Raw genomic sequence first — 18639 nt, forward strand, 5'->3', positions numbered from 1 at the left:
CCGCCGCCGCGCAGATACGACTATACCCCCGGAGCCTACCGCACCATCCCGGCCGCCGACCTCGGCCTGCCAGGGAACGAGATCTACAACCTCAACACCACCACCGGCGAGATCTTCGCCCCCGGCGGCAAGCTCTTCCGCAAGCTGGACGACCGGCCGCCCGATCCCGGCGGCGCCGGGCCCGCCGCAGCGGCCGGGCCGCCCGATCCCCAGCCGCCACCTGCCGAACTCGATCCGGAGGAAGCCGAATTCCAGCGCCAGGCGGCCTATGCCAAGCAGCACAGCAGCTTCACCCTGCTCAGGCCGCCCGCCCTGGCACGGCGCCTGGGATTGCCCGAGCATGGCACGGCCGACGGCAGCCCCGGCCTCGGGAACCGGGGCGGCTGACCCGTCGCCGCGGCCGGAGGCATGCGCGTGGCCTTTCCCGCCTGCGAGGCCTTTCGGAACACAGCCGTTCAGGCCGGCCCATCCCTTCCATCCTCCCCCTTCCCTTGCGGAAGGGCATTTACAGATCGATCGGCAACACCGGCGGCGGGCCGTTCGTACGCTCGCCATCGGTGTCGCCAATGGGCCCTGCGCTCCCTCACTTGACGCTTCGTTCCCTCTATGTTCCCATGAGTACATCAACCCTTCCGCGTTCCGCTTCGCCGGCGGCCCTTCCCCTCCGCCCCTGCCGGACCGATAGTGTCGACATGAGCTCAGCGCCCCTCCTCTCCCCCACCCCGGCCTCGCCGCGCGGCGAGACCTCCCCGGTCGTCGTCCATCGCCCGGCCCTGCCGGAGAAGGACCGCTCGACCCCGTTCAAGCTGGTCTCGGACTACAAGCCAGCCGGCGACCAGCCCGAGGCGATCGCCGAGCTGCTGGCCGGGATCGAAAGGGGCGAGCGCGACCAGGTGCTGCTCGGCGTCACCGGCTCGGGCAAGACCTTCACCATGGCGCATGTGATCCAGAAGCTGCAGCGCCCAACCCTGGTGCTGGCCCCGAACAAGACCCTGGCCGCCCAGCTCTACGGCGAGTTCAAGAGCTTCTTCCCGGAGAACGCGGTCGAGTTTTTCGTCAGCTACTACGATTACTATCAGCCCGAGGCCTACGTCGCCCGCACCGATACCTATATCGAGAAGGAAAGCCAGATCAACGAGCAGATCGACCGGATGCGCCACGCGGCCACCCGGGCGCTGCTGGAGCGGCACGACTGCATCATCGTCGCGTCGGTGTCCTGCATCTACGGCATCGGCGACGTCGAATCCTACAGCGAGATGACGATCCCGCTGGAGGCCGGGCAGCGGCTGAACCGGCAGGTGCTGCTGAAGCATCTGGTCGACATCCAGTACCGGCGCAACGACACCGCCTTCGCCCGCGGCACCTTCCGGGTGCGCGGCGACACGGTCGAGATCTTCCCCGCCCACCTTGAGGACCGTGCCTGGCGCATCTCCTTCTTCGGCGACGAGATCGACTCGATCCATGAGTTCGACCCGTTGACCGGGGAAAAATTCGCGGCGCTGAAGCAGGTCCGGATCTACGCCAACAGCCACTACGTCACGCCGAAGCCGACGCTGCTGCAGGCGATCAAGGGCATCCGGGCGGAGCTGAAGGAGCGGCTGGAGGAGTACAACGCCACCGGCAAGCTGCTGGAAGCGCAGCGGCTGGAGCAGCGCACCCAGTTCGACCTGGAGATGATGGAGGCGACCGGCAGCTGCGCCGGCATCGAGAACTATTCCCGCTACCTGACCGGGCGGGCGCCGGGCGAGCCGCCGCCGACCCTGTTCGAGTACCTGCCCGAGGACGCGCTGCTGGTGGTCGACGAGAGCCATGTGATGGTGCCGCAGGTCGGCGGCATGTTCCGCGGCGACCGGGCACGCAAGGACATCCTGGCCGAATACGGCTTCCGCCTGCCCTCCTGCCGCGACAACCGGCCGCTGAAATTCGAGGAATGGGACGCGATGCGGCCGCAGAGCGTCTTCGTCTCCGCCACGCCCGGCCCCTGGGAGATGGAGCGGACCGGCGGCGTCTTCGCCGAGCAGGTGGTGCGCCCGACCGGGCTGATCGACCCGATCGTCCTGGTGCGGCCGACCGCCACCCAGGTCGACGACGTCATGGCCGAATGCCGCGACTGCGTCACCCGCGGCCTGCGCGTCCTGGTCACCACCCTGACCAAGAAGATGGCTGAGGCGCTGACCGAGTACATGACCGAGGCGGGCATCAAGGTCCGCTACCTGCACTCCGACGTGGAGACGCTGGAGCGGATCGAGATCATCCGCGACCTGCGGCTCGGCGTGTTCGACGTGCTGGTCGGCATCAACCTGCTGCGCGAGGGGCTGGACCTGCCCGAGGTCGGGCTGGTCGCCATCCTCGACGCCGACAAGGAAGGCTTCCTGCGCAGCCGCACCTCGCTGATCCAGACCATCGGCCGCGCCGCCCGCAACATCGAGGGCCGCGCCATCCTCTATGCCGACACCATGACCGGCAGCCTCGAGGCGGCGCTGGGCGAGACCAACCGGCGGCGCGAGAAGCAGCAGGCCTACAACGCCGCCCACGGCATCACGCCGGAAAGCATCAAGAAGCAGATCGGCGACATCCTCGACAGCGTCTATGAGCGCGGCGACCGGGTCACCGTCTCGACCGGCGACAGCGGCGCCAAGCACCTGACCGGCAAGTCGCTGAAGGAGCATATCGGCGACCTGGAGAAGCGGATGCGCGAGGCCGCCGCCAATCTGGAGTTCGAGGAGGCGGCCCGGATCCGCGACGAGCTGCGCCGGCTGGAGGCGGCCGATATGGGCCTCAACGCGGACGGTGGGGGCGCCGGCATCATCGTCCACGCCCGCGTCGGCTCGCACGGCCACGCCGCGGCGCTGGAGGGCGTGCCCCTGTCGATCGCCAAGCCGACCGAACGGCCGCGCAAGGGCGGCCGGCGCCGCAAGGGACCGTGAGCCGATGAGCCCTGCCGAACGTCCAGCGGGCGAACGCCCCTTGCCGCCGGCCGGCAAGGCCGAGCCGCGAGTCGCCGTCGTCACCGGCGCCGCCAAGCGGATCGGCCGGGCGATCGCGCTCGACCTCGCCCGGCAGGGCTGGCGGGTCGCGATCACCTGGCACAGCTCCGCCAATGAGGCGGCGCAGACAGTCCGCGACATCGAGGCGGCCGGCACTCGGGGCCTGGCGATCCGGGCCGACCTGACCGACGAGGCCCAGGTCGAGGCGGTGATGCCGCAGGCAGCCGAGAGCCTCGGCGGTCCGGTGTCGCTGCTGGTCAACAACGCCTCGGCCTTCCGCATGGACACGGTGGCGACGGCGACCCGGGCGAGCTGGGACGAGCACATCGAGGCCAATCTGCGCGCGCCCCTGGTGCTGGCCCAGGCGCTGGCGCGGCAGCTGCCGGCGGACTGGCCGGGCAATGTCGTCAACATGCTCGACCAGCGGGTGTGGAACCCGACCCCCTATTTCCTGTCCTACACCGTGGCCAAGATCGGGCTGTGGACCCTGACCCGCACTTTGGCCCAGGCGCTGGCGCCGAAAATCCGGGTCAACGGCATCGGCCCCGGCCCGACGCTGAAGAGCGACCGCCAGAGCGAGGAGCATTTCGCCAGGCAGTGGGACGCCGTGCCGCTGCGCCGCCCGACCACGCCGCAGGAGATCTGCGACGCCATCCGCTTCATCCTATCGGCGCCGGCCATGACCGGGCAGATGATCGCGCTGGACGGCGGCGAGCATCTCGGCTGGGCCCAGCCCAGCCGCGGCATCGTGCCGATGGAATGATCAGAGGGATGGTGCGACGCCGGGTTTGCATCGAAATTATCTCAAACTTGCGACCGATCCACCCTTGACCCGCGGGACGGGCCGCGGCAGCACCGGACTCCCCCTCTCCTGCGCCCGGCGCCGCAGGGTGACCGCTCTGCGGTAGCCGCTACCGCCTTGGATTTCCTGGCCTCGCCGCGCCGCCACGACTGCAAGTTGTGCACAGGCGAAATCCGAATCGGAGTTGTCCGCAATTTTCCGGCTTGCGCATAGTGTGTGATGCTTGTGTTTCAACTTGACTTGGAATTTATATCGATTTCTCAGAAGCTTAGGGTTTTTGCCCATTTTTTGAGCAAGAACGATGACACTTAGGCTGTGCCTCGGTTGCCGCATCCTCAGGGCCGGTTCCCCACACAGTTATCCACAGATTCGGTGGATATCACCGAAGCGTCATCCGATCGCTTCGCCGACTCACCTGGGCGTTCACGATCCGGTCTTGAAGCGGCGCCCGGACCGGCCGACATTGCCGCCATGAGCGACACCGTTACCGACCTTCCACCCGATGGCCCGCCCGGCGGCCCGCCGCCCGAGCGCCCGAAGCCTGCGGGCCGCGCCAGGGCTCGGGCGCACAGCATCGCCGACGGGGTTGCCGTGATCCAGGCGCATCTGCGCACCCTGCCCAGCTCGCCCGGCGTCTACCGGATGCTCGACGAATCCGGCAACGCCCTCTATGTCGGCAAGGCGCGCAACCTGAAGAAGCGGGTCTTCGCCTACACCCAGACGGGCAAGCAGCCGGCGCGCCTCCTGCGCATGATCGCCGACACGGTCGCCATGGAATTCGTGGTGACCCGGTCCGAGGTCGAGGCGCTGCTGCTCGAAGCCAACCTGATCAAGCGGCTGAAGCCCCGCTACAACGTGGTGATGCGGGACGACAAGACCTTCCCGCACATCATGATCTCGGGCGACCACGCCTTTCCGCGCATCGCCAAGCATCGCGGCGCCACGGGCCCGAGCGGCCAGTTCTTCGGCCCCTTCGCCTCGGCCGGGTCGGTCAACCGCACCATCACCGCGCTGCAGCGCGCCTTCCTGCTGCGCAACTGCTCGGATTCGGTGTTCTCGACCCGCAGCCGGCCCTGCCTGCAGTACCAGATCAAGCGCTGCACCGGCCCTTGCGTCGGCTATGTCACCGAGGCGCAATACACCGAGCAGGTGGCGAGCGCGGTCGACTTCCTGAGCGGCCGCAGCCAGGCGGTGCAGGCCCGCTTCGGCGAACAGATGATGGCGGCCAGCGAGCGGCTGGATTTCGAGCAGGCGGCGCGCTGGCGCGACCGCATCCGCGCCCTGACCAACGTCCAGTCGCACCAGGACATCAATGTCGAGGGCATCGGTGACGCCGACGCGCTGGCGATCCACGAGGCCGGCGGCCACAGCTGCATCCAGGTCTATTTCTTCCGCGGCGGCCGCAACTACGGCACCCGCGCCTATTTCCCGAGCCACGACAAGTCGGCGGAACGGGCCGAGATCCTGGCCGCCTTCCTGAGCCAGTTCTACGACAGCCATCCACCGCCGCCCCTGGTCCTGCTCAGCGACGAGGTCGCCGAGACCGAGCTGCTGGCCGAGGCGCTGACCCTGAAGGCCGACCGCAAGGTCGAGATCGCGGTGCCGAAGCGCGGCGACAAGCGCCGGCTGATCGACCATGCGCTGAACAACGCGAGCGAGGCGCTGGGCCGCCGCATGGCCGAGAGCGCATCCCAGGCGGTGCTGCTGGAGGGCGTGGCCCGCGTGTTCGGCCTGGACGCGCCGCCGCGGCGGGTCGAGGTCTATGACAACAGCCATCTGGGCGGCACCAACGCGCTCGGCGCCATGATCGTCGCCGGGCCGGACGGCTTCGTCAAATCCGCCTACCGCAAGTTCAACATCAAGGGGCCGGTCACCCCCGGCGACGACTACGCGATGATGCGCGAGGTGCTGACCCGCCGCTTCGCCCGCGCGCTCAAGGAGGATCCGGACCGCGAGCAGGAGGGCTGGCCCGACCTGGTGCTGATCGACGGCGGCCAGGGCCAGCTCGGCGTCGTCCGCGAGGTCTTCGCCGAGCTCGGCCTGACCGAGATCGCCCTGGTCTCGATCGCCAAGGGGCCGGACCGCGACGCCGGGCGCGAGCGCTTCTTCATGGCCGACCGGCCGCCCTTCAGCCTGGAGCCGAAGGACCCGGTGCTGTACTTCCTGCAGCGGCTGCGCGACGAGGCCCACCGCTTCGTCATCGGCGGCCAGCGCACCCGCCGCGCCGGCGACATCGCCCGTTCGCCGATCGACGAGATCCCCGGCATCGGCCCGCGCCGGAAGAAGGCGCTGCTGCTGCATTTCGGCTCGGCCCGCGAGGTCAGCCGCGCCAGCCGGCAGGATCTCGAGGCGGTCGACGGCATCAGCGAGGCGGTCGCGGGGCTGATCTACCGACATTTCCACCCCGACGCGTAAGGCACCTTGTGCTAGCGTTCGGAAGCCCCTGAAGTCAGTGCCGTCGCCATGGTTACCAGCCTGCCGAACCTCCTGACCTACTCGCGTATCGCGGCCATTCCCGTGCTGATCGCGCTGTTCTACGTGCCCACGGCCTGGGCCGCCTGGACCTGCCTGGCGATCTACGCCGCCGCCGCCATCACCGACTATCTCGACGGCAAGCTGGCGCGGGCCTGGAACGAGACCTCGCCGATCGGCCGGCTGCTCGACCCGATCGCCGACAAGATGCTGGTCACCGCCGTGCTGTTCATGCTGGCCGCCTTCGGCCGGCTGCAGGGCTGGTCGATCATCCCGGCGGTGATCATCCTGCTGCGCGAGGTGCTGATCTCCGGCCTGCGCGAATTCCTGGCCGGGATGAATGCGCGCGGCCTGCCGGTCACCGCCCTGGCCAAGTGGAAGACCACGATCCAGATGCTGGCGATCGGCTTCCTGATCGTCGGCGACGCCGGCACCCGCGCCTTCAACGGCCAGGTGCCGGTGACCGAGATCGGCATCGCCGGGATCTGGGTGGCTGCGGTGCTGACCCTGGTGACCGGCTGGAGCTATCTGCGCGAGGGTGTGCGCCAGGCCATCACCGAGGACCCGCGCGGCCCGCCTCCGGCCAAGGCCGCCGGGACCTTCGGCTAGCGCCCCATGCGCGTGCTCGGCATCGCCGGCTGGAGCGGCAGCGGCAAGACCACGCTGCTGGCGAAGCTGATCCCCGCCCTGATCGGCCGCGGCCTGACCGTCTCCACGGTCAAGCACGCGCATCACGACTTCGATATCGACCAGCCCGGCAAGGACAGCTGGCGCCACCGTGAGGCCGGGGCGACCGAGGTGCTGGTCTCCTCCGACCGGCGCTGGGCCCTGATGCATGAGCATCGCGGCGCCGCCGAGCCGCCGCTGGCGGCGCTGCTGGCGAAGCTGCAGCCGGTCGATCTGGTGCTGGTCGAGGGCTTCAAGCGCGAGGCCTATCCGAAACTCGAGGTCTGGCGCACGGAAACCGGCAAGCCACCGCTGCATACCGAGGATCCGAGCATCGTCGCGGTGGCCAGCGACGGCCCGATCGCCGACCCCGCCCGGACGCGGCTGGACATCGACGACATCGAGGCGATCGCCGATTTCGTCGCCGATTTTGCCCGCAAGGCCGGCTGAACGTGGCCAAGCTCCCCGACGACTGCTTCGCCCTGGGCGACCGCCTGCTGTCGGTCGAGCAGGCCGTGGCCGAGTTCCGCTCCCGGCTGGCCGTGGTCGCCGAGGCCGAGACCGTCCCGCTCGCCGCGGCGGAAAATCGCTTCCTGGCCGAGGATCTGGTGGCGGACCGGTCGGTGCCGCCGCATGCCAATGCCGCGGTCGACGGCTATGCCGTCCATTTCGACGATCTGTCGCCCGGCGCCCCGACCACGCTGCCGGTGGCCGGGCGCGCCGCCGCCGGCCATCCGCTCGGCCGCCCGGGCCGGTGGGGCGAGGCGATCCGCATTTTCACCGGTGCGCCGCTGCCCGCCGGGCCGGACACGGTGGTGATGCAGGAGGACTGCTCGGTCGCCGGCGACCGGGTCACCCTCCCGCCCGGTCTGCGGCGCGGCGCCCATATCCGCCAGGCCGGCGACGACATCCGCGCCGGCGACACCGTGCTGACCGCAGGGTGCCGGCTGGGCCCGGCCGAGATCGGCCTGGCCGCCTCGCTGGGCCGCGCCGACCTGCCTGCCCGCCGGCCGCTGCGGGTAGCGGTGCTGTCGACCGGCGACGAGCTGCGCGACCCTGGCGCACCGGTCGCCGAGGGCCAGATCTACGACGCCAACCGCTACCTGCTGGCGGCGCTGCTGCGCCGGCTGGGCTGCAGCGTCATCGACCGCGGCATCGTGCCGGACCGGGCCGATGCGGTGCGGTCGGCCCTTATCGCAGCCGCGGCGGAGGCCGACGCCATCGTCACCTCCGGCGGCGTCTCGGTCGGCGACGAGGACCACGTCAAGGCGGCGCTGGAGGCGGCCGGCGGCCGGCTGCATCACTGGCGCCTGGCGATCAAGCCGGGCAAGCCGGTGGCGCTGGGCCAGATCGGCGGCGTGCCGCTGCTGGGCCTGCCGGGCAACCCGGTCGCGGCCATGGTCACCTTCCTGCTGGTGGCCCGGCAGCTGCTGCTGCATCTGGCCGGCGCCAAGCCGGTGCCGCTGCACCGCTTCCCGGTCGCCGCCGGCTTCGCCCATGGCAAGAAGCCGGGCCGCCGGGAGTTCCTCCGCGCGGTGCTGGAGACCGACCCGTCCGGCACCCTGGTCGCCCGCCGCCACGGCCGCGAGGGCGCCGGCGCGCTGAGCTCCCTCGCCGGCGCCGAAGGGCTGGTCGAGCTGCCCGAGGATGTCGCCGGCGTGGCGCCGGGCGATCCGGTTGCCTATATCCCGTTGAGCGCCCTGATCTGAGAACCGGCATGAAGCTCCTGTATTTCGCCTGGGTCCGCAGCAAGATCGGCACCGCCGCCGAGACGGTGTCGCCGCCGGAATCGGTGCGCGACGTCGCCGGGCTGCTGGAGTGGCTGCGCGCCCGCGGCGCCGGCTATGCCGACGCCCTGGCCAACCCGGCGGTGGTGCGGGTCGCGGTCAACCAGCGCTTCGCCAGGCTGGCCGACCCGGTGGCGCCGGGCGACGAGATCGGCATCTTCCCGCCGGTCACGGGAGGCTGAGATGGCGGCTCGCATCCAGGAGGCCGATTTCGATGTGGGCGCCGAGATCGCGGCGCTGTCCGACGGCCGCACCGATGTCGGCGGCGTCGCCAGCTTCGTCGGGCTGGTGCGCGACATCGCCGGCGGCACCGCGGTCACGGCGATGACGCTGGAGCACTATCCCGGCATGACCGAGCGCCAGCTGGCCGAGATCGAGGCCGAGGCCCGCAGCCGCTGGCCGCTCTTGGAGGTGCGCATCGTCCATCGCGTCGGCCGGCTGGAGCCGGGCGACCGGATCATGTTCTGCGGCGCCGCCTCGGCCCATCGCGGCGCCGCCCTCGAGGCCTGCGCCTTCCTGATGGACTGGCTGAAGACCAAGGCGCCCTTCTGGAAGAAGGAGGAGACGCCGGCGGGCGAGCGCTGGGTCGAGGCCCGGGCCGAGGACGACGAGGCCGCGTCGCGCTGGCGCTGATTTCTGTCCTGCCGATTCCCCGCTTCTCATCGTGCCGGCGGCGGTGTAGCCCGGCGACAAAGGGGGAAACGCGGCATGGTGCAGGCATCGGCGCAACCGGCGGCCGGCTGGGCGGATCTGCTCGCCGAAGGGCGGCTGCCGCGATTCGCCATGGTCTGCCTCGGCATCTGGCTGAACGCGGCCGACGCCCTGGTCACCGCCACCATCATGCCCAGCGTCGGCGCCGATCTGGGTGGCTATGCCTATTTCAGCTGGGCCACGGCCGGCTTCCTGGTCGGTGCCATCCTGGCGGGCGCCAGCGCCGGGCGGCTGTCGGAGCGGTTCGGGCTGCGCTGGGCCTCGGCCATCGCCGGCCTGGCCTTCGCGCTGGGCTGCGTGCTGAGCGCCGCCGCCCCGACCATCGGCGTGTTCCTGGCCGGGCGCGTGCTGCAGGGCATCGGCAGCGGCTGGGTTGCCGGCTTCTCCATGGTCGCGATCGCCCTGCTGTTCCCCGAACGGCACCTGGCCCGGATGTTCGCCGTGGCCTCGGGCATCTGGGGCATCGCCACGATCCTGGGGCCGCTGGTCGGCGGCCTGTTCGCCCAGGCCGGCGACTGGCGCGCCGTGTTCTGGCTGTTCGCGGCGCAGTCGCTGCTGTTCGCCGCCGCCTCGCCCTGGCTGCTGAAGGGCACGGTCTGCAGCGGCGGCCAGCCGGGCGTGCCCTGGCCACAGATCGGCGGGCTGGCGCTCGGCGTCGGCGCCATCGCCATGGCCGATGTCAGCCCGAGCCCCGCGATCGCCCTGGCGCTGGTTGCCGCCGGGCTGGGCGTGCTGGTGCTGGTGCTGCGGATCGACGCCGGCGCCCGGGTGCGGCTGCTGCCGCGCCAGGCGGGCAATCTGCGCACGGTCTGCGGCACCGCCTATGCCGCGATCTTCGCCATGATGGCGACCTCGATGGCGCTGAACGTCTACGGCCCCGCCATCCTGCAGACGCTGCACGGCCTGTCGCCGATCTGGGCCGGCTATGTGGTGGGGGGAATGGCCCTGGCCTGGACCCTCGCCGCCTTCGTTGTCGCCGGCGCCACCGGCGCCGGGGAGCTGCGCTGGCTGCTGCGCGGCGCCGGCTGCATCCTGGCCGGCGCGGTGCTGCTGGTGCTGGTGATGCGCGACGCCCCGCTGGTCTGGATCGTCGGCGCCTCCCTGCTGATGGGCGCGGGCTTCGGCTTCTCCTCCAGCCTGCTGAACCGGCGGCTGATCGGCACCCTGGCCGATGACGACAGGGCGATCGGCAGCTCGGCGCTGATCGCCGTGCGCCAGACCGGCGGGGCGGTGGGCGCCGCCATTGCCGGCGCCACCGCCAACCTGGTCGGCTTCGGCTCGGGCCTGACGGTCGAGACCGCCCAGGCGGCGGCGTTCTGGGTGTTCGTCACCGCCCTGCCGCTGGCCCTGTTCGGCACCTGGGCAGCCTGGCGGCTGACCGTCGCGGCCAGCCGCTAGCGCGATCCGTCAGCGGCCGGGTCGAGGCTGACCCACAGCGCGCCCTCGAACGGCATGGCGGCGAAGCGGCTGTTGATCTCGGCCAGGGTGGCGCCGGGGTCGAGGTCGCCGAAGATCTCCGGCCGCACCCAGCGCGCCACCGCCTCCGCTGCCACGATGTTGAGCGGCACGGCGTTGAAGAAGTTCCACAGCCCGTGCCCCTCGCGGGCGGCGGCGAGGCCGGACAGGCCGGGCGCGGCCATCACCGCTGCCAGGCTCCGCCGGGCGACCTCGGCCGGAACGCCGGGGCCGACCGCGACGCCCGGCGCGTCCGCCGCCTGCGGCAGGCCGGTGGCAATATAGACCTGCGGGTCCCGGCCGATCACATATTCGAGGCTGAGCACCCCGCCGCCGGCATCCGGGAACCGGTCGGCGGCGATGTTGCGGCCGCCGACCAGCGACACCAGCTCGCCCAGCCCGGTCCCGCCGATCGCCCAGCAGCAGTCGTCCGGCTGCGGATAAGCGTGCATCAGCACGGTCGGCCCCGACTCGGGATGCACCGCCATGCGCCGGCGGATACGGTCCAGCCGCGCCTCGTAGAAGTCGGCGAAGGCATTGGCCCGCTCCTCGCGGCCGAGGACGCGACCAAGCAGCCGCATCCCCGGCGCCGTGTTCGCCAGCGGCCGGTGGTTGAAATCGACCACCACCGCCGGCACGCCGGCCGCGGTCAGCCGGTCCAGGATCAGCCGCCCCTGCCCGGTCTCCGCCTGCCAGGCGCCGAAGATCGCGAGATCCGCCCCGACCGTCAGCGCCTTCTCCAGCGAGAAGCTCTCATCCGTGCCGCCGCCCACCACCGGCACCTCGGCCAGGCGCGGGAACCTCGCCAGGAAGGCGGCGTAGAGGCCGGGGTCGTATTGCCGCGTGTCGTCGGCCCAGCCGGCCAGCAGCGACACCGGATCGGGATCGAGCAGCGCCAGCGCCACCAGGTTGATGCCCGCGCCCAGCAGCACCGCCCGCGGCTGATGCGGCACCGTCACCTGCCGGCCGGCGGCGTCGGTCACGGTCACGGGCCACTCCGCCCGGGCCGGCGGGGCGAGCAAGCAGGTCAGCAGCAGAAGGGCGCAGACGAGCGCCTTGCATCGGGTCATCGGTCGTCCTGGTCACGTTCCCACAACGACCTAGACGAGAATGAGAATTAATGTCAATTAGCCCGCCGTTCGATCCCGGCAATCCTGCCGAGTCCTCCCGTGACCGGAGCCCACCTCACCGATGCGACATCGACCCCGCACCTGCCTGCTGCTCGGGCTGCTTGCCACCACGGCGCTCGCGCCGACGCCGATCCTGGCCCAGACGCAGGACCCGGTCCCGGCCGGCGACACGGGGACGACCCTCGCCCCGATCGTAGTGCAGGGCAGCGCGGAGACGCCGACGACCGAGGTGCGGGGCTTCACCGCCACCACCAGCGCCAGCGCCACCAAGACCGACACGCCGCTGCTGGAGACGCCGCAATCGATCTCCGTCGTCACCCGCGGGCAGCTGGATGCCCGCAACGTGCAGACCCTTCAGGAGGCACTCGCCTATACCCCCGGCATCCTGACCGGCCTGTACGGCTTTGCGCCGCGGCTCGACGCCTTCTGGATCCGCGGCTTCGACGCCGCCTATTTCGGCATCTTCCGAGACGGGCTGCGGCAGCCGACCGGCCAGGTCTTCGCCGGCATCCGCACCGAGCCCTACGGCCTGTCGGCGATCAACGTGCTGCGCGGCCCCGCCTCGGCCAATTACGGCCTGTCCTCGCCGGCCGGCCTGGTCGACCTGGTCACCAAGCGCCCGCCGGACCAGCCGCTGCGTGAGGCCGAGCTGCAATTCGGCAATCATGACCGCTATCAGGGCCAGTTCGATGTCGGCGGCCCTCTGGACGAGGAGAACCGCTTCTCCTGGCGCCTGACCGGGCTGTTCCGCGACAGCGACACCCAGATGCCGGCGGTGCCGGACGACCGCGCCTATATCGCGCCGGCCTTCACCTGGCGGCCGAACGAAGACACCACGGTGACGATCCTCGGCGCCTATCAGAAGGACAAGTCGGGCGGCAGCCTGTTCAACTACTACTCGCCGGCCACGGGCCTGCTCGACATCCGCACCGCGGACCCGGCCTGGAACGACCTGGACATCGAGAGCGTGCGCGCCGGCTATCAGATCGAGCACCGGGTCGACAGCGCGCTGACGCTGCGGCAGAGCTTCCGCTACGCCCATGTCGATGCCAACACCCGCTACGTCTACATCACCGGCCTGTCCGACGACGGCACCACCGCCTATCGCCGCGCCGGCCAGGACCGCGAGAGCCTGGACACGCTGTCGGTCGACAACCAGGCGCAGCTGCGCTTCGACACCGGGCCGGTGCAGCACACGGTGCTGGCCGGGCTCGACTACACCTTCGTCGACACCACCAACATCGCCGGCGACGGCGCGGCGCCGGACCTCGACCTGACCACCCGGAACTACGGCAAGCAGCACATCGACATGCCGTCGGTCTATGCCCGCACCTTCCAGCGGCAGGACCAGCTCGGCGCCTATCTGCAGGACCAGATCCGCCTCGGCGGTTGGCTGCTGACGCTGAGCGGCCGGCACGACTGGGTCGACACCTCGACCAGGGAGCGCATCGCCGGCACCGAGCAGGACGTCTCCGACAGCGCCTTCAGCGGCCGCGTCGGCCTGACCTATGTCACCGATTTCGGCCTCGCCCCCTATGTCGCCTATGCCACCTCGTTCAACCCGAACCTCGGCACGGATTTTCAGGGGCGAGCCTTCGAGCCGACCACGGCGGAGCAGATCGAGGCCGGCGTGAAATACCAGCCCGAGGGGCTGAACAGCCTGGTCACCGCCTCGGTGTTCCAGATCACCCAGGACAAGGGCCTGATCTCCGACTCGGCGCATGTCAACTTCAAGGCCCAGCGCGGCGAGATCCGGGTCCGCGGCCTCGAGCTGGAGGGCCTAGCCGATCTCGGCGACGGCCTGAGCCTGCAGCTCGCCTACACCTATCTCGACCCCGAGGTCACCGACGGCACGGCGGCGACCGAGGGCAAGGACCCGTCCGGCATCCCCAACCACGTCGTCTCCGCCTGGGCCGACTACCGGGTGCCGGACGCGATCGTGCCGGGGCTGAGCCTGGGCGCCGGTTTGCGCTATATCGGGTCGAGCTACCGCGACGACGACAACACCACCGGCCGGAACGACGCGGTGACCCTGTTCGATGCCGCGATCCGCTACGATCTCGGCGAGGTCGAGCCGCGGCTGGACGGGCTGCAGCTGGCGGTCAACGCCAGCAACCTGTTCGACCGCGACTATACCACCTGCGCCCAGGGCTACTGCTACCAGGGCCTTGGCCAGACGGTGATCGGCAGCATCCGCTACCGGTGGTGATGGACGGAACCGCCGGTGCCAGCTTCGTTGGGTTCGCCGATGGCGAACCCAATCCACGCGATGCGGTGCCCTACGCCGCGGCGGCCTTCGGCTCCTTGCGGACCTCGGCCGAGTACGCGTCCATCACGGTCTTGCAGATCTGGCCCGGAGTGAAGCGGTGCGGGCCGATCTCGCCGACCGGGGTGATCTCGGCGGCAGTGCCGGTCAGGAACACCTCGGTCGCCTTCGCCAGCTCGTCCGGCTGGATGTGGCGCTCGACCACCTCGATGCCGTTGCGCCGCGCCAGCTCGATCGCGGTCTGGCGGGTGAGGCCGTTCAGGAAGCAATCGGCGGTCGGCGTGTGCAGCTTGCCGTCGATGGCGAGGAAGACATTGGCGCCGGTCGCCTCCGCGACATAGCCGCGATAATCGTACATCAGCGCGTCCTGGTAGCCCGCCGCCTCGGCCTTGTGCTTGGCCAGGGTGCAGATCATGTACAGGCCGGCCGCCTTGGCGTGCACCGGGGCCGAGTCCGGCGACGGCCGGCGCCAGTCGGACAGGGTCAGGCGGATGCCCTTCATCTTGGCCTCGGCCGAGAAGTAGCTCGGCCATTCCCACACCGCGATGGCGACATGGATGGTGTTGGCCTGGGCCGACACGCCCATCATCTCCGACCCGCGCCAAGCGACCGGGCGGATATAGGCGTCGGTCAGGCCGTTCTTCTCGAGGGTCAGCGTCTTTGCCGCATCCAGCTCCGCCGTGCTGTAGGGCAGCTTCATGCCCAGCGTGGTCGCCGAGAACTCCAGCCGCTTCGAGTGCTCCGTGCCCTTGAAGATCCGGCCATTGTAAGCCCGCTCCCCTTCGAATACAGAACTGGCGTAGTGTAGCCCGTGAGTCAGGACGTGGATGTTGGCGCTACGCCATTCGACCAGCTTGCCGTCCATCCATATCCAGCCGTCACGGTCATGGAAGGGAGTCGTCGACATGATGGGCCTTTCCCGCATTGTCATTTGTGTCGCCGTCGGACCGTGAGCGGTAACATTCGGGGTCAAAACAAGTCAACATGGCTGACATAAAATCGCCCGTGAACCCGCTCTTCCTCCGCGAGGAGGAGATCCGCCAAGGCATCGAACTGCTATTCTACGCCTATCGCGGCTTCACTGCCGAGCCCGATGCGCTGCTCGCAACCCTGGGTCTCGGCCGGGCCCATCACCGTGCGCTTTATTTCGTCGGACGGCATCCGGAGATCACGGTCAGTGCGCTGCTGGCCATCCTGCGCATCACCAAGCAGAGCCTGGGGCGAGTCCTGAACGACCTGATCGAGCGCGGCTATGTCGAGCAGCAGCAGGGCCAGCGCGACCGGCGCCAGCGCCTGCTGACCCTGACCGACAAGGGCGCGGCTCTGGAACGCCAGCTGTTCGAGAGCCAGCGCAAGCTGATCGGCCAAGCCTACCGCAACGCCGGGGCCGAGGCGGTGGACGGCTTCCGCAAGGTGCTGGAAGGGCTGATCGCGCTGAGCGAGCCCGCCGCGGCGATGGAGGAGGAGCCGGAAGCGCCGGCTCCCGCCCCGCGCGTCGCCAGCCGGTAGAAGCCGATGACCATGATCGCCGACGAGCCCGCCCATGTCCTGGTCGTCGAGGATGACCGCCGGGTCCGCGAGCTGCTGCGCAAATACCTGATCGAGAACGGCTTCCTGGTCACCGCGGCGGTCGATGCCGCGGATGCGCGGGAGAAGCTGGCGGCGATCGCCTTCGACCTGATCGTGCTGGACGTGATGATGCCGGGCGAGACCGGGCTGCAGCTGACCGCCGACCTGCGCCAGCGCATGAGCACGCCGATCCTGCTGCTGACCGCCCGCGGCGAGCCGGAGGACCGGATCGCCGGGCTGGAGAGCGGCGCCGACGACTATCTCGCCAAGCCGTTCGAGCCGCGCGAGCTGGTGCTGCGCATCAACAGCATCCTGCGCCGCCTGGCGCCGCCGCCGCCGCGGGCCGCCGGCACCATCCGCCTCGGCGGCTTCACCTTCGACATCGAGCGCGGCGAATTGCTGCAGGAGGGCGAGCGCGTGCGCCTGACCACCGGCGAGGAGAACCTGCTGCGCATCCTGGCCCAGCACGCCGGCGAGACCGTGTCGCGCGAGGCCCTGACCGAATCCGGCACCATCGACGGCGGCGTGCGGGCGGTCGACGTGCAGGTGACGCGGCTTCGGCGTAAGATCGAGCCCGACCCGCGCCTGCCCCGCTACCTCCACACCGTGCGCGGCGAAGGCTATGTGTTGAGACCCGACGGATGATGCCCTCCCCCGCCCTGCCCCGGCTGTCCACACCCCTCGGGCTGCGGGCGCGGATCAAGCGGTTCCTGCCCCGGACCCTGTTCGGCCGGGCGCTGGTGATCATCGTCACCCCGATGATCCTGGCGCAGGCGATCTCGACCTATGTGTTCTTCGGCCGGCACATCGACGTGATCACCACGACGATGGCCCGCACCGTCTCCGGCGAGATCGGCCTGACCATCGACGAGATCGCCGGCGGCATGACGCCGGTGGCCCGCGCTGCCGTATTCTCGCGGGCGCAGCGGAACACCGGGCTGGTCTACACCTTCGATCCCGGCATCGAGCTGGGATCGACCAGCAGCGACGCCCTGGACGAGGGCCAGCGCGCCCTGGCCCGGGCCGTCCGGGCCTCGCAGCCCTACGACTTCACCATCCGGTCCGACCGGGACGACGACACCGATGTCGTCCGCATGCAGCTGCCGGAGGGCGTGCTGACGGTGGAGGTGCCGTCCAAGCGGCTGTCCAGCTTCACCACCAACCTGTTCTACCTGTCGATGATCGGGTCGACGGTGATCCTGTCGGCCGTCGCCATCATCTTCATGCGCAACCAGCTGCGCCCGATCCGGCGGCTCGCCATCGCCGCCGACCGCTTCGGCAAGGGCCGCGACATGCCCGGGTTCCGGCCGCATGGGGCGGAGGAGATCCGCCAGGCCGCCGAGGCCTTCATCGAGATGCGCGACCGCATCCGCCGCCAGATCCAGCAGCGCACCGAGATGCTGGCCGGCGTCAGCCACGACCTGCGCACGCCCCTGACCCGGATGAAGCTGCAGCTCGCCATGCTCGGCGACGGGCCGGACATCGACGAGCTGCGCACCGATGTCGAGGAGATGCGGCAGATGATCGACGCCTACCTCTCCTTCGCCCGCGGCGAAGGGACCGAGGAGGCGACGCCGACCGACCTGGCCGCCTTCCTGGAGGAGGTGGTGGTGGCGGCGCGGCGGGAGGGGGCCGACATCGCCTTCGACGCGCCGGAGAGCCATGTCCTGCCGCTGCGGCGCGAGGCGATGCGCCGCTGCCTGGCGAACCTGCTGTCCAACGCGCGGCGCCACGCCCGGCATGTCCGGCTGTCGGTGATCCAGGACGACACCGCCGTCGCCCTGGTGGTGGACGATGACGGCCCCGGCATCCCGCCGGCCCAGCGCGAGGAGGCGATGAAGCCCTTCGTCCGGCTGGATGAATCACGCAACCAGGAGACCGGCGGCACCGGCCTCGGCCTTGCCATCGCCCGCGACGTGGCGCGGCGGCACGGCGGCGACCTGATGCTGTCGACCTCGCCGATGGGCGGGCTGCGCTGCACGGTGCGCCTGCCGCTCTGATCCTTGGAGAGAGACCGATGGGCCGGTTGCGGGAGATCGTGTTCGAAAGCCGCTCGGCGCCGGCCCTGGCCCGGTTCTGGGCCTCGGCACTCGATGGCTACGCCGTGCGCGCCTATGACCAGGCGGAGATCGACCGGCTGGCCGCGTTGGGACTGACGCCGGAGACAGACCCTGTCGTCCTGGTCGACGGGCCGGGGCCTAGCCTGTGCGTCCACCAGGTGCCGGGGCGCGACTACACCAACAACCGCGTCCATCTCGACATCGCCGCGGCCGACCGCGCGGCGGAGGTGGAGCGGCTGCTGGCCCTGGGCGCCAGGGTCCAGCGCGAGGCCGCCGGCTACACGGTGATGCTCGACCCGGAGGGCAACCAGTTCTGCGTCGTCGCCAGTCCATTGCAGCCGGAACCCTCGACGTGACCGGAACGGATCCGTTTGCAGACGAGCTCGTCGCGCTCCTCCCCAATCTCCGCCGTTTCGCGATCTCCCTGTGCCGGACCCGCGACGGTGCGGATGATCTGGTGCAGGCCGCCTGCGAGCGGGCGCTGGCCAATGCCGAGCGGTTCGAGCCCGGGACCAGCTTTCCCGCCTGGATGTTCCGGATCCTGCGCAACCTATGGATCGACCAAGTCCGCAAGCGGAATACGGCAGGTCCGCAAGAGGACATCGATCAGCGCCGGGACATCGTCGGCGCCTCCGGCGAGCGCGATGTCGAGGCGCGGCTGACGCTGAATGCCGTGGGGGCGGGGGGGGAGGGGGGGGGGGGCGGGCCGCGGGGCGGGGGGGTGGTGGGGGGGG

18 protein-coding genes are annotated in these 18639 nt (G+C 70.5%); 16 read left to right on the forward strand and 2 right to left on the reverse strand.

Going from position 1 to position 18639, the window contains the following annotated elements:
- The 10 genes from AAHM41_RS30760 to AAHM41_RS30805 all read left to right on the forward strand — a co-directional run.
- The coding region (locus AAHM41_RS30760) for a hypothetical protein (protein ID WP_342240445.1) at positions 1 to 387 on the forward strand (387 nt) is incomplete at its 5' end.
- Between the two features lie 305 nt (positions 388 to 692).
- Positions 693 to 2927, forward strand: coding sequence for an excinuclease ABC subunit UvrB (uvrB, locus tag AAHM41_RS30765; protein WP_342240446.1), 2235 nt, complete (start codon positions 693 to 695; stop codon positions 2925 to 2927).
- 4 nt (positions 2928 to 2931) lie between these two features.
- A complete protein-coding gene (locus AAHM41_RS30770) occupies positions 2932 to 3750 on the forward strand; it encodes an SDR family oxidoreductase (protein WP_342240447.1) in 819 nt (272 codons plus the stop codon).
- Between the two features lie 510 nt (positions 3751 to 4260).
- Positions 4261 to 6204: an excinuclease ABC subunit UvrC gene (gene uvrC / locus AAHM41_RS30775; RefSeq protein WP_342240448.1), complete on the forward strand. Its 1944-nt coding sequence runs from the start codon at positions 4261 to 4263 to the stop codon at positions 6202 to 6204.
- Between the two features lie 48 nt (positions 6205 to 6252).
- On the forward strand, positions 6253 to 6870 hold the full coding sequence (gene pgsA / locus AAHM41_RS30780) for a CDP-diacylglycerol--glycerol-3-phosphate 3-phosphatidyltransferase (protein ID WP_342240449.1): 618 nt from the start codon (positions 6253 to 6255) through the stop codon (positions 6868 to 6870).
- A gap of 6 nt (positions 6871 to 6876) precedes the next feature.
- Positions 6877 to 7377: a molybdopterin-guanine dinucleotide biosynthesis protein B gene (gene mobB, locus AAHM41_RS30785; protein WP_342240450.1), complete on the forward strand. Its 501-nt coding sequence runs from the start codon at positions 6877 to 6879 to the stop codon at positions 7375 to 7377.
- A 2-nt stretch (positions 7378 to 7379) separates the two neighbouring features.
- Positions 7380 to 8636 carry a molybdopterin molybdotransferase MoeA gene (locus tag AAHM41_RS30790; protein WP_342240451.1) on the forward strand — a complete coding sequence of 419 codons (1257 nt, stop codon included), beginning with the start codon at positions 7380 to 7382 and terminating at the stop codon, positions 8634 to 8636.
- A gap of 8 nt (positions 8637 to 8644) precedes the next feature.
- The gene (moaD, locus tag AAHM41_RS30795; protein WP_342240452.1) at positions 8645 to 8896 is read left to right on the forward strand and encodes a molybdopterin converting factor subunit 1; all 252 of its coding nucleotides are present in this window, start codon (positions 8645 to 8647) and stop codon (positions 8894 to 8896) included.
- 1 nt (position 8897) lies between these two features.
- On the forward strand, positions 8898 to 9347 hold the full coding sequence (gene moaE / locus AAHM41_RS30800) for a molybdopterin synthase catalytic subunit MoaE (RefSeq protein ID WP_342240453.1): 450 nt from the start codon (positions 8898 to 8900) through the stop codon (positions 9345 to 9347).
- A 75-nt stretch (positions 9348 to 9422) separates the two neighbouring features.
- Positions 9423 to 10823, forward strand: a complete 1401-nt coding sequence (locus AAHM41_RS30805) for an MFS transporter (RefSeq protein WP_342240454.1) — start codon at positions 9423 to 9425, stop codon at positions 10821 to 10823.
- Here the strand turns inward: AAHM41_RS30805 and AAHM41_RS30810 are convergent.
- On the reverse strand, positions 10820 to 11950 hold the full coding sequence (locus tag AAHM41_RS30810; protein WP_342240455.1) for an ABC transporter substrate-binding protein: 1131 nt from the start codon (positions 11948 to 11950) through the stop codon (positions 10820 to 10822). The two genes, AAHM41_RS30805 and AAHM41_RS30810, sit on opposite strands and share 4 nt — an antisense overlap.
- A 121-nt stretch (positions 11951 to 12071) precedes the next feature.
- On the opposite strand from AAHM41_RS30810, the gene AAHM41_RS30815 reads away from it, so the two are divergent.
- The gene (locus AAHM41_RS30815) at positions 12072 to 14219 is read left to right on the forward strand and encodes a TonB-dependent siderophore receptor (RefSeq protein ID WP_342240456.1); all 2148 of its coding nucleotides are present in this window, start codon (positions 12072 to 12074) and stop codon (positions 14217 to 14219) included.
- A gap of 70 nt (positions 14220 to 14289) precedes the next feature.
- On the opposite strand, the gene AAHM41_RS30820 is transcribed toward AAHM41_RS30815, so the two are convergent.
- Positions 14290 to 15183 carry a branched-chain amino acid aminotransferase gene (locus AAHM41_RS30820; protein ID WP_342240457.1) on the reverse strand — a complete coding sequence of 298 codons (894 nt, stop codon included), beginning with the start codon at positions 15181 to 15183 and terminating at the stop codon, positions 14290 to 14292.
- A 77-nt stretch (positions 15184 to 15260) separates the two neighbouring features.
- On the opposite strand from AAHM41_RS30820, the gene AAHM41_RS30825 reads away from it, so the two are divergent.
- From AAHM41_RS30825 to AAHM41_RS30845, 5 genes are all read left to right on the forward strand, one after another.
- Positions 15261 to 15785, forward strand: a complete 525-nt coding sequence (locus tag AAHM41_RS30825; protein WP_342240458.1) for a MarR family winged helix-turn-helix transcriptional regulator — start codon at positions 15261 to 15263, stop codon at positions 15783 to 15785.
- A 12-nt stretch (positions 15786 to 15797) separates the two neighbouring features.
- Positions 15798 to 16490: a response regulator gene (locus AAHM41_RS30830; protein ID WP_342240462.1), complete on the forward strand. Its 693-nt coding sequence runs from the start codon at positions 15798 to 15800 to the stop codon at positions 16488 to 16490.
- Positions 16487 to 17845 (forward strand): ATP-binding protein, encoded by a 1359-nt coding sequence (locus tag AAHM41_RS30835; protein ID WP_342240459.1) that lies wholly within the window; start codon positions 16487 to 16489, stop codon positions 17843 to 17845. The genes AAHM41_RS30830 and AAHM41_RS30835 overlap by 4 nt, the downstream gene beginning before the upstream one ends.
- Positions 17846 to 17862: 17 nt before the next feature.
- A complete protein-coding gene (locus AAHM41_RS30840; RefSeq protein WP_342240460.1) occupies positions 17863 to 18261 on the forward strand; it encodes a VOC family protein in 399 nt (132 codons plus the stop codon).
- Positions 18258 to 18639, forward strand: a 382-nt coding sequence (locus AAHM41_RS30845) for a sigma-70 family RNA polymerase sigma factor (protein WP_342240461.1), incomplete at its 3' end; no start/stop codon positions are given. The genes AAHM41_RS30840 and AAHM41_RS30845, both read left to right, overlap by 4 nt.

Source organism: Inquilinus sp. OTU3971, from assembly GCF_038440215.1.

Coding starts and splice junctions, on each gene's coding strand:
- AAHM41_RS30820 (WP_342240457.1), bottom strand. CDS start 15,183: ATGTCGACGACTCCCTTCCATGACCGTGACGGCTGGATATGGATGGAC.
- mobB (WP_342240450.1), top strand. CDS start 6,877: ATGCGCGTGCTCGGCATCGCCGGCTGGAGCGGCAGCGGCAAGACCACG.
- pgsA (WP_342240449.1), top strand. CDS start 6,253: ATGGTTACCAGCCTGCCGAACCTCCTGACCTACTCGCGTATCGCGGCC.
- moaE (WP_342240453.1), top strand. CDS start 8,898: ATGGCGGCTCGCATCCAGGAGGCCGATTTCGATGTGGGCGCCGAGATC.
- AAHM41_RS30825 (WP_342240458.1), top strand. CDS start 15,261: ATGGCTGACATAAAATCGCCCGTGAACCCGCTCTTCCTCCGCGAGGAG.
- AAHM41_RS30810 (WP_342240455.1), bottom strand. CDS start 11,950: ATGACCCGATGCAAGGCGCTCGTCTGCGCCCTTCTGCTGCTGACCTGC.
- uvrC (WP_342240448.1), top strand. CDS start 4,261: ATGAGCGACACCGTTACCGACCTTCCACCCGATGGCCCGCCCGGCGGC.
- AAHM41_RS30830 (WP_342240462.1), top strand. CDS start 15,798: ATGATCGCCGACGAGCCCGCCCATGTCCTGGTCGTCGAGGATGACCGC.
- moaD (WP_342240452.1), top strand. CDS start 8,645: ATGAAGCTCCTGTATTTCGCCTGGGTCCGCAGCAAGATCGGCACCGCC.
- AAHM41_RS30770 (WP_342240447.1), top strand. CDS start 2,932: ATGAGCCCTGCCGAACGTCCAGCGGGCGAACGCCCCTTGCCGCCGGCC.
- AAHM41_RS30835 (WP_342240459.1), top strand. CDS start 16,487: ATGATGCCCTCCCCCGCCCTGCCCCGGCTGTCCACACCCCTCGGGCTG.
- AAHM41_RS30840 (WP_342240460.1), top strand. CDS start 17,863: ATGGGCCGGTTGCGGGAGATCGTGTTCGAAAGCCGCTCGGCGCCGGCC.
- AAHM41_RS30815 (WP_342240456.1), top strand. CDS start 12,072: ATGCGACATCGACCCCGCACCTGCCTGCTGCTCGGGCTGCTTGCCACC.
- AAHM41_RS30805 (WP_342240454.1), top strand. CDS start 9,423: ATGGTGCAGGCATCGGCGCAACCGGCGGCCGGCTGGGCGGATCTGCTC.
- uvrB (WP_342240446.1), top strand. CDS start 693: ATGAGCTCAGCGCCCCTCCTCTCCCCCACCCCGGCCTCGCCGCGCGGC.